We start from the raw sequence: 14,135 nt of genomic DNA on the forward strand, positions 1-14,135 counted from the left end.
GTTACCATTGCGCACTCGGATCAGACGAAGAACTGACCGCCGTTGGCGGAAATGGTCGACCCGTTGATGAAGCCTGCGTCGTCAGAGGCCAGGAAGGTCACGCAGCGGGCGATTTCCTCGGGCTCGCCCAGGCGGCCGGTCGGGATCTGTGCGATGATCGAATCACGCACCTTTTCCGGCACGGCCATCACCATTTCAGTGGCGATATAGCCGGGGCAGATCGCGTTGGCGGTGATGCCTGCGCGGGCGCCTTCCTGCGCCAGGGATTTGACGATGCCCAGATCGCCTGCCTTGGTGGCAGCATAGTTTACCTGAGCGAACTGACCTTTCTGACCGTTGATCGAGGAGATCACGATGATACGGCCAAACTTGCGCTCGCGCATGCCGGGCCAGATCGGGTGAATGGTGTTGAAGACGCCGGTCAGGTTGGTGTCGATCACCTGGTGCCACTGCTCGGGCGTCATCTTGTGGAAGGGGGCATCGCGGGTGATCCCAGCATTTGCCACCACGACGTCAATGGGACCCAGATCGGCTTCGACCTTTTCGATACCGGCCTTGCTTTCCTCGTAGTCTCCCACGTTCCACTTGTAGGTCTTGATGCCGGTTTCCTCGGTGAATTTGGCCGCGGCTTCGTCATTGCCGGCATAGGTGGCTGCGACGTCATAGCCTTCGGCCTTCAGAGCCTTGGAAATTGCTGCGCCGATGCCGCGGGAGCCGCCTGTGACGAGTGCAGTTCGTGCCATTGAGTTGTCCTCCAGTGATTCATTTACTTGGTAATCTTGCTACATGCAGAGGTTAGTTTGAGCAACAATATTGCGCAACGGATTTTGCTGCGCCGCCGCATAAATTGTCGCACCCCTGACAAACCTTTGAAGCCTAAAAGAAAAGGGCGCCAAGATGGCGCCCTTAGATATGTCCGGTTACGAGGCCACGTTACGGGCGCTCCACGCACATGGCGACGCCCATACCGCCACCGATGCAAAGCGTGGCGAGGCCTTTCTTGGCACCGCGCCGCTTCATTTCAAACAGCAGCGTGTTCAGAACCCGGCAGCCCGAGGCGCCGATGGGGTGGCCGATGGCGATGGCGCCACCGTTGACGTTGACGATGCTGGGATCCCAACCCATTTCCTTGTTCACGGCGCAGGCCTGCGCGGCAAAGGCTTCGTTGGCCTCAACCAGATCCAGATCCGAGGCGCTCCAGCCTGCCTTCTCCAGCGCCTTGCGGGAGGCGTGGATCGGGCCGACGCCCATGATCGAGGGATCGACGCCAGCGGTGGCATAAGAGGCGATGCGGGCCAGCGGCTCGATACCGCGTTTCTCGGCTTCATCGGCGCTCATCAGCAGGGTGGCCGCAGCACCGTCGTTCAGGCCGGATGCGTTGGCAGCGGTGACCGATCCGTCCTTGGTGAAGGCGGGGCGCAGTTTCTGCATGGCTTCGATGGTGGCGCCGTGACGGATGTATTCGTCGCTGTCCACCACTGTCTCGCCTTTGCGGGTCTTCACGGTGAAGGGCGTGATTTCATCGGCGAACTTGCCCGCCTTCTGGGCGGCTTCGGCCTTGTTCTGGCTGCTGACGGCGAATTCATCCTGCTGATCGCGGGAGATCTGCCATTTTTCGGCGACGTTTTCGGCGGTCTGGCCCATGTGGTAGCCGTTGAAGGCGTCCCACAGACCGTCGCGGATCATGGTGTCGATATACTTCATGTCACCCATCTTGTGACCGGCGCGCAGATGGGCGGCGTGGGGCGACAGGGTCATGCTTTCCTGACCACCGGCGCAGACGATGGAAGCATCGCCCAGCTGAATGTGCTGTGCGCCCAGTGCGACGGCGCGCAGACCGGATCCGCAGACCTGGTTGATGCCCCAGGCGGCGCTTTCGATGGGCAGGCCGGCATTGATATGGGCCTGACGGGCCGGGTTCTGGCCCTGAGCGGCGGTCAGAACCTGACCGAGAATGGTTTCAGAGATCTCGCTTTTGTCGACGCCTGCGCGGGCAACAACGGCCTCCAGAACAGCGGCACCCAGATCATGGGCGGGCGTATTGGCGAACGAGCCGCCGAAACTGCCGACAGCGGTCCGTGCGGCGGATGCGATTACAACATTGGTCATTGATATGGGTCCTCTGCCATCAATTAACTCCGGAGATGTTGCACCCGCGCGGTCGGTGGTGAAATCAAAACCCCGCGATGGCAAACACGTCCTCCCGTACTCCGGGGCAGGCATAGCGTATTGCTGCACCTGCAGCAATCGACAGGGTGTCCCAGCGGCTGACGGGAAGTCAACCGACATAAGCGCAAAAAACCACCGGTGACGGTGGCTCTTTTTTGGGGGTCATGCGGTCAGATGCACAGAAGACCCTGAAACAAGGAGGCTATTCCCGAACGCTGCAGTGCAGCGGATCAGGCGCGGCTGCGTTCCTTCAGTTCCTCCAGCCAGGGCGGGCTGACCGTCGGGGCGCCGAACAGGAAGCCCTGCATGCAGTCGACGCCGATGGAAACAAGGTATTGCGCATCGGCTTCGGATTCCACCGACTCGGCAACCACCAGCATGTCGAACTGCTTGGCAATGCCGACCAGGGCGCAGGTCACGGCCTGATTGTCCGGATTGCCGCTGATGCCGCGGATGAACTGACCGTCGATCTTGACCGCGTCGAAGAAGAATTCGCGAAAGTGAGCGATGGCCGTGGTGCCGGCCCCGAAGTTATCCAGCGCAAAGGCGATGCCGTGTTTCTGCAGCCGCTCCATGAAGTCGATGACCAGCTCTGGCGCGGCCATGGCCGAGGCTTCGGTGATTTCCAGAACCAAACGTTCGCCAATGGTGGAATCTTTCTTCAGGAAGCGGTTCAGCACGTCCATCCAGCGGCCGTAGCCGATGGAGCGCGCCGACATGTTCACGGACAGGCGGATCTGGGGCGATTTCATCAGCGCCCGCAGCCCGTGCTGCAGCGCCAGACAGTCCAGTGCGCGGCCGATTTCCTTTTCCTCGACCACATGCATGAAGTCACGGGCAGGAATCACCCGGCCGGTGGCATCCAGAACCCGGATGTAACCCTCATAAAAGGCGGTCTGATGCGGGGGCATGGCCTGCATGACCGGCTGGAAGGCCAGCATCGTCTGGTCATGCTTCACCGCCTCGGCAACCATATCCAATGTGGACCGGTCGCGGGATACTACCGCTGCGTTCAGTGGGTTTTCTGAGCCTTCTGGCAGGTCCGCTTTTTTCCAGCGACTGTGTTTCACTGTTTTGCCCCCTGGCTATACCTGTGCCTGATCATGTGCATGGAAACTATGCGTTGCTTTGCACTCTCGGACAAAAGGGTGAACCATGGATTAAAGTTAAAACTTTAGGAAAAGTCGCATCTGATGTCGCGGCCCGGTCTGTCAGGTCGGGTCGGCTGGTTGTTCAAATCCCGGCGTGCCGCGGTCCTCCGGGTTGCGGGCCAGGTATTTCGCCTTGATGGTTTCGCTGGTGTCGCGGCTACCATCGTGGCTGTAGCCGGGCGGCGCCAGCGCATAAAGCAGCCGTTGTTTCAGGGTCAGGCCGGGCTGGGTCATGTCACGGAAAATCCCCACCCATTCGTGAAAGGCGACCCGTAGCGGATTGAAGGTGCCGATGTTGTGGACAAGGCCGTAATCGACGCGGTCGTTCTCCTGCTCGGGAACAAAGGTGCCGAACATCCGGTCCCAGATGATGAAGACGCCGGCATAATTACAGTCCAGATAGCGCGGGTTGCGGCCATGGTGGGCGCGGTGGTGGCTAGGGGTGTTCATCACTGCCTCGAACCAGCGGGGCATCTTGCCAATCGCTTCGGTGTGGATCCAGAACTGGTAGATCAGATTGAGGCCACCGACGAACAGTACCAGCGCCGGGTGGAATCCCAGCAGCACCAACGGCGCGCGCACCACCATCATGAAGGTAAAGGTGCCGGTCCAGGTCTGCCGCAGCGCGGTGGTCAGGTTGTAATGCTGGCTGGAGTGATGGTTCACATGGCTGGCCCAGACCCAACGTACCCGGTGGCCGAACCGGTGCACCCAGTAGTACCGCAGATCATCCAGCACGAAACAGACCAGCACCGCCCAGATAGACGTCCCCATATCAAGCGGCGTGAGCCGCCACAGAACCATGAAGAACGCCCAGGCGATGAAACCCAGCAGGATCCCTGCCGCGACGCTGCCCGCCCCCATGATCAGCGAGGTCAGCGCATCGCGGGTTTCGTACCGCCCGCCGCGCCCTTTGATCGCGATCCACAGGAACTCGGCCAGGATCGCCGCGATGAAGAACGGCACCGCGTATTGGGTCACATCGGGGTAAGAGATTGGATCGCTCATCGGCGGGGTTCCTTCAGGACGGGATCATCATCTGTTGCCAGTCTGCGCGTTCGTGCGGCGCAAGAGAGAGCGAGACGCCCGGCGTGCCAAAATCGTGGAACTCCAGCCTGAGGCCGGTTCCGGTTTCAAAGACATCAAAATCAATAAGATGGCGCGCCACGGTGTCGGCGCCAAAGGCCCAGAGAAGGCCGGTTCCGCCTTCGGTCTGAACCAGCGCGGCGTGGCCGTTTTCGGCGATCAGCACCTGGTGAATCACATCATCGGGGAAATGGCGATGCCACTCGGCGCGGGCGTCCTCGACCGACAGCACCGTCTGCGCCGAGCGGCCCGACAGGTGTAGGATCGCGGCGACCGCGCTGACGCCGCCGATAACCATGATCAGCAGGATCTCTAGTGGCATATGCTCCTCCCTGATCCCTACATTGGCGGACCGGGAAGGAGCCTGTCAAAGGTCGCGTGAGGTCAAGCCGTGATCGGGGCGCGGCTGGACCCGTTGCGGGATGCGCAGATCAATGCGTTGCAATCATCTCTTTGATGATCGCCTTGGCGCTGTCGCTGTTCCATTCTGCATCGCCCAGAAGGCGGGCAACCTCTTCGCCTTCGCGGTTGATCAGAACGGTAATGGGCAGGCCGATCACTGCCATGTTGCGGGCCAGCGCCTGTTTCGGATCGGTGTGGCGGGGCAGGCCGGTGATGCCGTTTTCCTCGAAGAACTTGACGATACCAGCAGGGGAATTGCGCCCGGTGGCGATGGTCAGAACCTCGAAGTCCTCGCCGCCGAACTCTTCCTGCAACTCGGCGATTTGCGGCATTTCCTTGCGGCAGGGGGCACACCAGGTCGCCCAGAAGTTCAGCAGAACGATCTTGCCCTGATAATCGGTCAGCGTGGCGGTGCCGCCATCGTTTTCCAGAAAGAACTCCGCGTCAGAGACGGGGCGCGGCTCGGAATGGACGACCAGCCGTTTCAGACTGTCGGCGCGCAGCGCCTCCAGCGTCGCGACATCTGCGGCGAAGGCGGCATTTGCACCCAAGGCAAGGGCCATATAAAGGGTGAGGTGACGAAACAGACGCATGTTATCTCCGGGGTTCAGCCATGACAGATCAATCCTCAAACCAGATGTGGGGCGGCCGCTTTGCCGCTGGCCCTGACGCGATCATGGAGGCAATTAATGCCTCGATCGGGTTTGACAAGCGTATGGCAGCCCAGGACATCGCAGGCTCAAGAGCCCATGCCGCCATGTTGGCCGCGACAGGCGTCATTACGGATAACGACGCCGAGGCCATTCGGGAAGGGCTACTCACGGTCTTGTCAGAGATCGAAAGCGGCAGCTTCCAGTTCTCTACCGCGCTGGAAGACATCCATATGAACGTCGAAGCGCGCCTGAAAGAGGTGATCGGAGAGCCCGCCGGGCGTCTGCACACCGGCCGGTCGCGCAACGATCAGGTGGCGACCGATTTCAAACTCTGGGTGCGCGATCAGTTCGACGCTGCCGAAAAGGGACTGCTGGCGCTGATCAAGGCGCTGGTCGATCAGGCCGAGGCTGGCGCCGACTGGGTGATGCCCGGCTTTACCCACCTGCAGACCGCGCAGCCGGTGACCTGGGGCCATCACATGATGGCCTATGTGGAAATGTTCGGCCGCGATCTGTCCCGCGTGCGTGATGCCCGCGCCCGGATGAACGAATCGCCCCTGGGTGCGGCGGCGCTGGCTGGCACCTCCTTCCCCATCGACCGTGACATGACCGCATCGGCGCTGGGCTTTGACCGTCCTGCGGCAAACTCACTCGATGCCGTGTCGGATCGCGATTTCGCGCTGGAGTTCCTGAGCACCGCATCGATCTGCGCCGTGCACCTCAGCCGTTTTGCCGAAGAGCTGGTGATCTGGTCCTCGGCCCAGTTCCGCTTCGTGACGCTTTCGGATCGCTTCTCCACCGGCTCCTCGATCATGCCGCAGAAGAAGAACCCGGATGCGGCCGAACTGATCCGCGCCAAGGTGGGCCGGATCTTCGGCGCCAATACCGCGCTGATGATGGTGATGAAGGGCCTGCCGCTGGCCTATTCCAAGGATATGCAGGAAGACAAGGAACAGGTCTTTGATGCAGCCGACAACTGGATGCTGGCGCTGGCTGCGATGGAAGGCATGGTCAAGGATATGACTGGCAACCGCGAGTCGCTGGCTGCCGCCGCAGGTTCGGGTTTCTCCACCGCCACCGATCTGGCCGACTGGATGGTGCGGGTTCTGAAGGTGCCCTTCCGCGATGCCCACCATGTCACCGGCGCCTTGGTCGCGATGGCCGAGGGCCGTGGTTGCGATCTGCCTGACCTCAGTCTTGAGGACATGCAGGGCGTGCACGAAGGCATCACCGAGGATATCTTCACCGTTCTGGGAGTCGAAAACTCGGTCAACTCGCGCATGTCCTATGGCGGCACAGCGCCCGCGCAGGTGCGCGCGCAGGTGAAGCGCTGGAAAGAGATCCTGGCGGGCTAAGCAGCCATTCGCCGAGATCCTGTGGCGGGGGCGCTTGTGATTGGCCAGCGCCCCGCCCATATTGAATGAATACCCACCCGAGCTGAGGGCTTCTCTCCGATGCGCGTTCTTGTTGTTCTTTTCGTCGCTGCCACAACACTCGCGGCCTGTGGCGTGGATGGAGAGCCGGTGCGCCCCACACTCAATGCCGGGGTTGGGGTTTCTACCAGCGGTGTCCATGCCGGGGGCAGCGTTGGCGTGCAGCAGGGACCGTTCAGCCTTCTTCTGGGCTTCTGATGCCTTCGCGCGCGGCCTGCGCCGTCCTCTGGCTGCCGGTCGTGGTCGCTTTGGCGGGATGTGAGCCGTCGGCCTCTGAACGCACTGCGGGTACCGCAAGCGGTAGCTCTGCGTCTCAGACACCCGGGTCGGGTGTGACAGTTTCGGGGTACGCCCGGGTTGGCGTTTCTATCGGGAACTGAACGCCGAAACCTTTGTCCCGGCACGATTTGAACAAATCCCAGCATAGTGATCGCCCAGCGACCGGCTGCCATATTGCGGTCCGATGGCGTCCTGCTGGCAGGAGGCCAGGAAAAACTCGAACGGCCCCCAGACGTGACGCGGGGTGCAACGTTTCATCACTGATAGGGCCGCATGGCCCAGCCACAGTGGCAGGTGGGTAATCCGGGCGGGTTTACCGAGGGCGTCAAAGGCCAGTTCTGCGATCTGATCGAGGCTCAGCACTTCGGGGCCGCCGATCTCCACATCCGCCTCCCCGGCTTCGATGGCATCAAGAATGGCACAGGACAGATCGCGGGCATGAATCGGGTTGATCCGCACCGATCCGTCACCGATCAGCCAGACCCGGCCCTTTTTCGCCATCGACAGGATCTCTTCCATATCGGCAAAGAACCCGTTGGGGCGGATGACGCACGCCTGCAGCGGGGCGGTTTGCAGCACGCCGACGAACCGCGATTTGGCCGCCACCAGATCAGAGGTGGAGGTGCCCCGTGTCAGCACATGCACATAGGCAAACTGACGGACCCCGGCGTTCACCGCCTCTTTCAGCAGGTTGAGGTTGGCCTGATAATCCACATCCAGATAGGTCACACGGTCGGTCTGCCGGGTCAGCCCCAAGGCCGAGACAACGAGTTCCACCCCATCCATAAGTCCGCTGAGGCTGGCCGGGTCGGTGGCCTCTGCGGTGACGATTTCAACACCTCGGGGAAACCCGGACGTATCCGAGCCGGACCGGACCAGTGCCCGCACGGAGTAGCCCCGGGCCGACAGTTGCGCCACCAGATGGCGCCCCAGATGGCCAGTTGCACCGGCGACAAATGCAATCTTCTGATTTTCACTCATTGACACTAATCCATTTTTGACCAATTGGTCAGATATAGCGCGCTATCTAGGGGCCGCATGACTGACCCGCAAGTCATTTATATGCCGGGACAGGTCAACCCCGCTATGCATTCCGTGCAATCAGGCCCAAAAGGAACGGCAATGCCGAAGATCGTCGACAAGGATAAAATGAGGGCTGAGATCCTCGAGGCGGCGATGATGTGTTTTGCGCGCACGGGCTATCAGGCCACCAAAATGACCGATATTGCCAGGGCCGCGGGCGTGGCCAAGGGCACGCTCTATCTTTATTGCGACGGCAAGGATGACCTCATCCTGAGCTTGATCGGGCAATATTTCGACGGGCTGAGGGGCCAGATCACCCTGCTGCCCGCCCCGCAGACGCTTGAGCTTTATCTGGATGGCCTGCGCCAGACGGTGATCCTGGCGCAGCGTGATATGACATCGCTGATCTTTGAAGTGTTGGGACCGGGGTTCAAGGATCCTCGGGCATTAGAGATCATTGACGGGTTTTTCGATTGGCTGGCCCGGCACTGGGCAGAACATTTCGCAGATCTTGCCGAAGCGCAGGAAATCCGCGCTGACTGCGATCCGATGGCGCTGGCGCGGGCGGTGATCGCGATGCTGGACGGGGTTTTCCTGCATCTGAGCCTGTTCGATGCGGGGTCCAAGATCGCCACCCTGCGGCGCGAGACCGCCTTTACCATGATCGCATCGGGGCTGCGGGGATAAACGCGCAGTGGACAGCGCTGTAGCAGGACAAATTCCATTGATCCGGCGGCCTCTTTTGGTCTAATCGCCAAGACATGGATCATTTTCTTTACCGCGATGGCGCGCTCTGCGCCGAGGACGTTCCGGTGGCTGAAATCGCCGCCGCCGTAGGCACGCCGTTCTATGTCTATTCCACCGCGACGCTGCTCAGGCATTTCCGCCTGTTCGACGAGGCGCTGGAAGGCACCGAGCATCTGGTCTGTTTTGCGATGAAGGCGGCCAGCAACCAGGCCATCCTGCAGACGCTGGCGCAGGCGGGCGCGGGCATGGATGTGGTCAGTCAGGGCGAATACCTGCGGGCCAAGGCGGCTGGTGTGCCGGGCGACAAGATCGTCTTTTCCGGCGTTGGCAAAACGGCCGAGGAAATCCGCTGCGCCCTGTCCGGTGGCATCCGCCAGTTCAACGTGGAATCCGAGCCCGAGATGGAGGTGATCAACGCGGTCGCTCTGGAACTGGGCACCCGGGCGCCGATCACCATCCGCATCAACCCGGATGTCGATGCAAAGACCCACGCCAAGATCGCCACCGGAAAATCCGAGAACAAATTCGGCATCCCGATTTCCCGCGCCAGCGAGGTCTACGCCCATGCCGGCAGCCTGCCGGGGTTGGAGGTGATCGGGATCGACGTGCATATCGGCTCGCAGCTGACCGAGCTGGCCCCGTTCGAGGCCGCCTATCAGAAGGTTGCGGAGCTGACCGAGACCCTGCGCGCCGAAGGTCATGACATCCGCCGCCTCGATCTGGGGGGTGGGCTTGGCATTCCCTATACCCGCTCGAACGAGGCGCCGCCGCTGCCGATGGAGTATGGCGCCCTGATCAAGCGTACGCTGGGCCACCTCGGCTGCGAGATCGAGATCGAGCCGGGTCGCCTGATCGCGGGCAATGCCGGGCTAATGGTCAGCAAGGTAATTTATGTGAAATCCGGCGAGGGCCGTGATTTCCTGATCATCGATGGGGCCATGAACGATCTGATCCGCCCCGCCATGTACGAGGCGCATCACGATATCGTGCCAGTGATCGAACCGGAGCCGGGCGTCGAAAGCCAGCCTTATGATATCGTCGGGCCGGTCTGCGAATCCGGCGATACCTTTGCCAAGCAGCGCGATATGCCGCCGCTGGCTGCCGGGGATCTGATCGCCTTCCGCAGCGCCGGAGCCTATGGCGCGGTGATGTCGAGCGAATACAACTCGCGCCCCCTGATCCCCGAGGTACTGGTGCATGGGGATCAATTCGCGGTTATTCGCCGACGTCCGACCTTTGACGAAATGATAAACCGCGATACCATTCCGGAATGGCTCTGATCGCGGCTGCGGACTTTTCGCGGTCGGGGCACCCCCGCAACCGCGCCCGCACCCGCGCAGAGAGGCATCGCCGAAATGGCCGCATCCGACGCTGCATTCCCCAAGGCTGACCCGCGTCTGAAACCGCTGCGCTGGCCCCTGCGCCTGACGCGGGCGGGCATGATCGCGGAGCAGCTGCTGCGCGCCCTGTGGCCTGCGGCATCGGTGCTGATGCTGGCGCTGGCGGCGGTGATGCTGGGGCTGCACGATGAATTACCGGTCGAACTGGTCTGGTCTGGTGCCGTGCTCAGCGTGCTAGCGCTGGGGCTGGCGCTCATCTGGGGCATCAAACGGTTTTCCTGGCCAAGCCATGCGGCGGCGCTGGCGCGGCTGGACGCAACCCTGCCGGGGCGACCAGTCAGCGCGCTTCTGGATAGTCAGGCGATTGGCGCTTCCGACCCGGCCTCGGCGGCCCTATGGCAGGAGCATCAGCGGCGCATGGCGACAGCGGCGCGGCAGGCCCGCGCGCCCTCTCCAAATCTGAAAATCGCAGCGGCAGATCCCTTTGCCCTGCGGTATATGGCGCTGCTGGCGCTGGTCGTGGCGCTGGTCTTCGGCTCGTTCTGGCGGGTCAGCAGCCTCAGTGGCATGACACCGGGCGCGGCCTCAGCGATGAACGGGCCGACCTGGGAAGGCTGGATCGCACCGCCGCGTTACACGGGCCTGCCGGTTCTTTACCTCAACGATCAGCCTGCCGGGGAGCTGACCCTGCCCGAGGGCAGCCAAATCACCCTGCGGTTCTATGGTGAGATCGGCGCATTGACGCTGGATGAAACCGTTTCCGCCCGCACTGGCGAACTACCCCCGGCGACCGATCCGCAGCAGGAATTCGAGGTCCGTCAGGAAGGGCAGCTGGCTATCGCCGGGCAGGGTGGGCGCGATTGGCTGGTCACGGTGACGCCGGATGCACCGCCTGCAGTTGCGGTGGCGGGCGCGCCGGATCTAGGCCCCGAAGGTGCGCTGAACCTGCCATTCGCGGCGCAGGATGATTACGGCGTCGTCGGCGGCACCGTGCGGATCTCGCTGGATCTTGCGGCGCTGGACCGTCGGCACGGACTGCAGACCGAGCCGGACCCGCGCGAGGATATCGTGCTGGATCTGCCGCTGCCTCTCACCGGCGGGCGCAGCGATTTCACCGAACGCCTGATCGAGGACTTCTCGCAGCATCCCTGGGCCAATTTGCCGGTCACTTATATCTTCACCGCGCAGGACGCGGCGGGGCAAAGCGGAACGGCAGCCCCCTTTGGCGCGCCGCTGACAGCGCGGCGCTTTTTTGATCCGCTGGCCGCCTCGGTAGCCGAGCAGCGCCGTGATATCCTTTGGGCGCGGGCCAATGCGCCGCGGGTGGCGCAGATCCTGCGGGCGGTGTCGCATCGCCCCGATGGGATTTTCCGCGATGCGGGCAGCTATCTGCGCCTGCGCGGCATTCTGCGGCGGCTGGAAAGCCATCTGGCGGCAGGCGCACTGACACCCCCTGCGCAGGAAGACATCGCAGCGGCGCTGTGGGATCTGGCCATCGCGCTGGAGGAAGGGGATGTGGGCGACGCGTTGGAGCGGATGAAACGCGCTCAGGAACGGCTGAGCCAGGCCATGCGCGAAGGCGCCAGCGATCAGGAGATCGCCCGGCTGATGCAGGAGCTGCGCGAAGCAACCGACGATTACCTGCGACAGCTGCAACGGCAGGCCGAACAGAACGGCGAGATGATGGAACCGGGTGAGATGCCCGAGAACATGATGCAGCTCAGCCAGGATGACCTGCAGGCGATGATGGACCGCATCCAGGAACTGATGGAACAGGGCCGCATGGCCGAGGCCGAGCAGGCCCTGCGCGAATTCCAGCAGATGATGGAAAACATGCGCATGACCCGCGGCCAGCAAGGCCAGCAGGGTGGTGATCAGGGACGGCAGGCCATGGAAGGTCTGGCCGAGACCCTGCGCGAACAGCAGGGCCTCTCCGATCAGGCCTTCCGCGATTTGCAGGAACAGTTCAACAGCGATGCACAGCGCGGTCAAAGCCAGGGCAACGAGGGCCGCAACGGCGGTCAGGGCCGTGGACAGAGCCACGATGGAACCGGCGGTACCGGTGAGGGTGGCGAACAATCCGGCCAGCAGCAGGGTGGCGGCGGCGATCCGGGGCAAAGCCAGCCGGGACAGGGCGGCTCTGGCGCGGATGGCAATCCCAGCGCGGGGGATCTGGCTCAGCGTCAGCAGGCCCTGCGGAACGAACTGGAACGTCAGCGTGACGGCCTGCCCTTTGGGGGCGAGGAAGGGCGCAATGCCCGCGATGCGCTGGATCGGGCAGGCCGCGCCATGGAGGGTGCCGAAGAGTCGTTGCGGAACGGCGATCTGGCCGAGGCCATCGACCAGCAATCCGATGCGATGGAGGCCCTGCGCGAAGGCATGCGCTCGCTTGGCGAGGCTATGGCACAGCGCCAGCAGCCGGGACAGAACCAAGGACAGCAGGGACAGGCCCAGCCCAATGGCTCGGCAGAGGGGCTGGATCCGCTGGGACGCGCCAGCGGCATGGACAATGGCGACAGAGGTGCGGTTCCGGACCGGGGTTCAGCGCATGGCCGGGCCTGGGATCTGTTGGAGGAAATCCGTCGCCGGTCGCAGGATCGCAGCCGTAGCGAGGAAGAGCGCAACTATCTGCAGCGGCTGTTCGACCGGTTCTGAAGCGGCTAGGGCTGAATTGAGACCCTATGCGTGGCATTCCCTAAGGAAATGACGGTCCCTAAGGAAATGACGGTCCCTAAGGCAATCGATCAATGCGCCTGCCGGACCGGCAGCGGTGATCAGGGCTGCGGTGTTTGCAGCGCCTTGACCTGCGCATCCAGCCACAGCCGCGCCTGATCGACCCAGGTGACATAGCTGCTGAGGTAAGGATCGGCCTGCGGTACCGCCTCGGCGATCTTGGCGGCGTTGGTGTAGATCATCATCAGGATCAGCGCGAGCAGGATGGTCAGCGCAAAGCCGCGTGCAAAGCCGCTTTTGCGTGGCACTGGCGTGTCCTCGGCAGCGGCCTGAACGGCGGCGGCATCCCCGGCGCGCAGGGTCGAGTTGATCTCTTCGATATCCGGCAGCACGCCCCGGCGTTGTCCGCTGGCTTCGGCTGCCAGTTGACGCGGGTCCTGCCCCTTGATCCGGGCCATCCGGTCCTTGGCCTGACGGGCGCGCAGAGCCTGTTCGTTTTCGGGCAGATCATCCAGACCCAGATTGGGCTGGCTCTCCAGCCCCTGTGCAGGCGCAGAGGCCGCGCGGAGGGAGGCTTCGCGCTCTGCCTCTTCGCGCAGGATGTCCGATAGCGCCGGGTCCAGGCCCCGCTGCCGCCGCGCGGCGCGTTCGGCTTCGTCATCCATGTCAGGGGCGGGGGCAGGCTCTTCCGGCTCGTCCTCTTCCTCGGCTGGCAGCTCCTCGGAGGTGGTCAGATCCTCTGCCGCCTCGGGTATCTGCTCTTCTTCAACATGGGGAGCGTGTTCTGGGGAAGGTGTTTCCTCGGCTGCGGCCTCTGATGTGATGGCTTCTTCTTTGGCGACCTGTTCGGATACCTCTGGTGTGCCCTCAGGCTCTGGGGCTGTGTCCTCGGCCACAGGGGGCTCTGCGCTGGCGCCTGCAGCGGGCTGGAACCAGGTGGTGCCGCAGCTGGAGCACTGAACATCGCGTCCTTCTTCCGGGATAACGTCATCCGGCACTTCGTACTGGGCAGCGCAATTCGGACATGTCAGGCGCATTCTCGGTCTCCTTGGACCCGGAGTCTTCCGGGTGCAATTCAGCGGTATTTTCAAATGACCATAGGGAGTTCGGGGCCATCAAGGAAGGGGCAATTGCGCGGGGCGCCGCGCACGCGGGCGTGACCGGCGGCGCCCGCACGGC

Annotated in this window: 13 protein-coding genes; 5 read left to right on the top strand and 8 right to left on the bottom strand. The window is 62.8% G+C overall.

From position 1 onward, the window contains the following. Positions 1–20: 20 nt before the first annotated feature. The 6 genes from phbB to SM765_RS06175 form a co-directional block, all read right to left on the bottom strand. Positions 21–743, bottom strand: a complete 723-nt coding sequence (phbB, locus tag SM765_RS06150) for an acetoacetyl-CoA reductase (protein WP_274827588.1) — start codon at positions 741–743, stop codon at positions 21–23. 190 nt (positions 744–933) lie between these two features. Beyond that, positions 934–2,109 carry an acetyl-CoA C-acetyltransferase gene (locus tag SM765_RS06155; RefSeq protein WP_274837546.1) on the bottom strand — a complete coding sequence of 392 codons (1,176 nt, stop codon included), beginning with the start codon at positions 2,107–2,109 and terminating at the stop codon, positions 934–936. 290 nt (positions 2,110–2,399) lie between these two features. Further along, positions 2,400–3,239, bottom strand: coding sequence for an EAL domain-containing protein (locus SM765_RS06160; protein WP_065272490.1), 840 nt, complete (start codon positions 3,237–3,239; stop codon positions 2,400–2,402). A gap of 141 nt (positions 3,240–3,380) precedes the next feature. Next, entirely contained in the window at positions 3,381–4,328 is a 948-nt protein-coding gene (locus tag SM765_RS06165) for a sterol desaturase family protein (RefSeq protein WP_274831427.1), read from the bottom strand. A 13-nt stretch (positions 4,329–4,341) separates the two neighbouring features. Beyond that, positions 4,342–4,728, bottom strand: coding sequence for a hypothetical protein (locus SM765_RS06170; protein ID WP_065272492.1), 387 nt, complete (start codon positions 4,726–4,728; stop codon positions 4,342–4,344). A 109-nt stretch (positions 4,729–4,837) separates the two neighbouring features. After that, entirely contained in the window at positions 4,838–5,401 is a 564-nt protein-coding gene (locus SM765_RS06175; RefSeq protein WP_197492318.1) for a TlpA disulfide reductase family protein, read from the bottom strand. A gap of 20 nt (positions 5,402–5,421) precedes the next feature. On the opposite strand from SM765_RS06175, the gene argH reads away from it, so the two are divergent. Both argH and SM765_RS06185 read left to right on the top strand, forming a co-directional pair. Then, entirely contained in the window at positions 5,422–6,816 is a 1,395-nt protein-coding gene (gene argH / locus SM765_RS06180) for an argininosuccinate lyase (RefSeq protein ID WP_274827589.1), read from the top strand. 99 nt (positions 6,817–6,915) lie between these two features. Continuing rightward, positions 6,916–7,092: a hypothetical protein gene (locus SM765_RS06185; RefSeq protein ID WP_274827590.1), complete on the top strand. Its 177-nt coding sequence runs from the start codon at positions 6,916–6,918 to the stop codon at positions 7,090–7,092. A 168-nt stretch (positions 7,093–7,260) separates the two neighbouring features. On the opposite strand, the gene SM765_RS06190 is transcribed toward SM765_RS06185, so the two are convergent. Then, a complete protein-coding gene (locus tag SM765_RS06190) occupies positions 7,261–8,154 on the bottom strand; it encodes an SDR family oxidoreductase (RefSeq protein WP_274837547.1) in 894 nt (297 codons plus the stop codon). A gap of 141 nt (positions 8,155–8,295) precedes the next feature. Here SM765_RS06190 and SM765_RS06195 point away from each other — a divergent pair, with 141 nt between their 5' ends. The 3 genes from SM765_RS06195 (at position 8,296) to SM765_RS06205 (ending at position 12,938) form a co-directional block, all read left to right on the top strand. Next, on the top strand, positions 8,296–8,883 hold the full coding sequence (locus SM765_RS06195; RefSeq protein WP_274837548.1) for a TetR/AcrR family transcriptional regulator: 588 nt from the start codon (positions 8,296–8,298) through the stop codon (positions 8,881–8,883). 74 nt (positions 8,884–8,957) lie between these two features. After that, entirely contained in the window at positions 8,958–10,223 is a 1,266-nt protein-coding gene (gene lysA, locus SM765_RS06200) for a diaminopimelate decarboxylase (protein WP_274837549.1), read from the top strand. 75 nt (positions 10,224–10,298) lie between these two features. Continuing rightward, on the top strand, positions 10,299–12,938 hold the full coding sequence (locus SM765_RS06205; protein WP_274837550.1) for a TIGR02302 family protein: 2,640 nt from the start codon (positions 10,299–10,301) through the stop codon (positions 12,936–12,938). Positions 12,939–13,057: 119 nt separating this feature from the next. On the opposite strand, the gene SM765_RS06210 is transcribed toward SM765_RS06205, so the two are convergent. After that, positions 13,058–13,993, bottom strand: coding sequence for a zinc-ribbon domain-containing protein (locus tag SM765_RS06210; RefSeq protein ID WP_274837551.1), 936 nt, complete (start codon positions 13,991–13,993; stop codon positions 13,058–13,060). Between the last annotated feature and the right edge of the window lie 142 nt (positions 13,994–14,135).

It is taken from the genome of Pseudophaeobacter sp. 1A09344 (genome assembly GCF_041008745.1).
Lineage (GTDB): Bacteria > Pseudomonadota > Alphaproteobacteria > Rhodobacterales > Rhodobacteraceae > Phycobacter > Phycobacter gallaeciensis_A.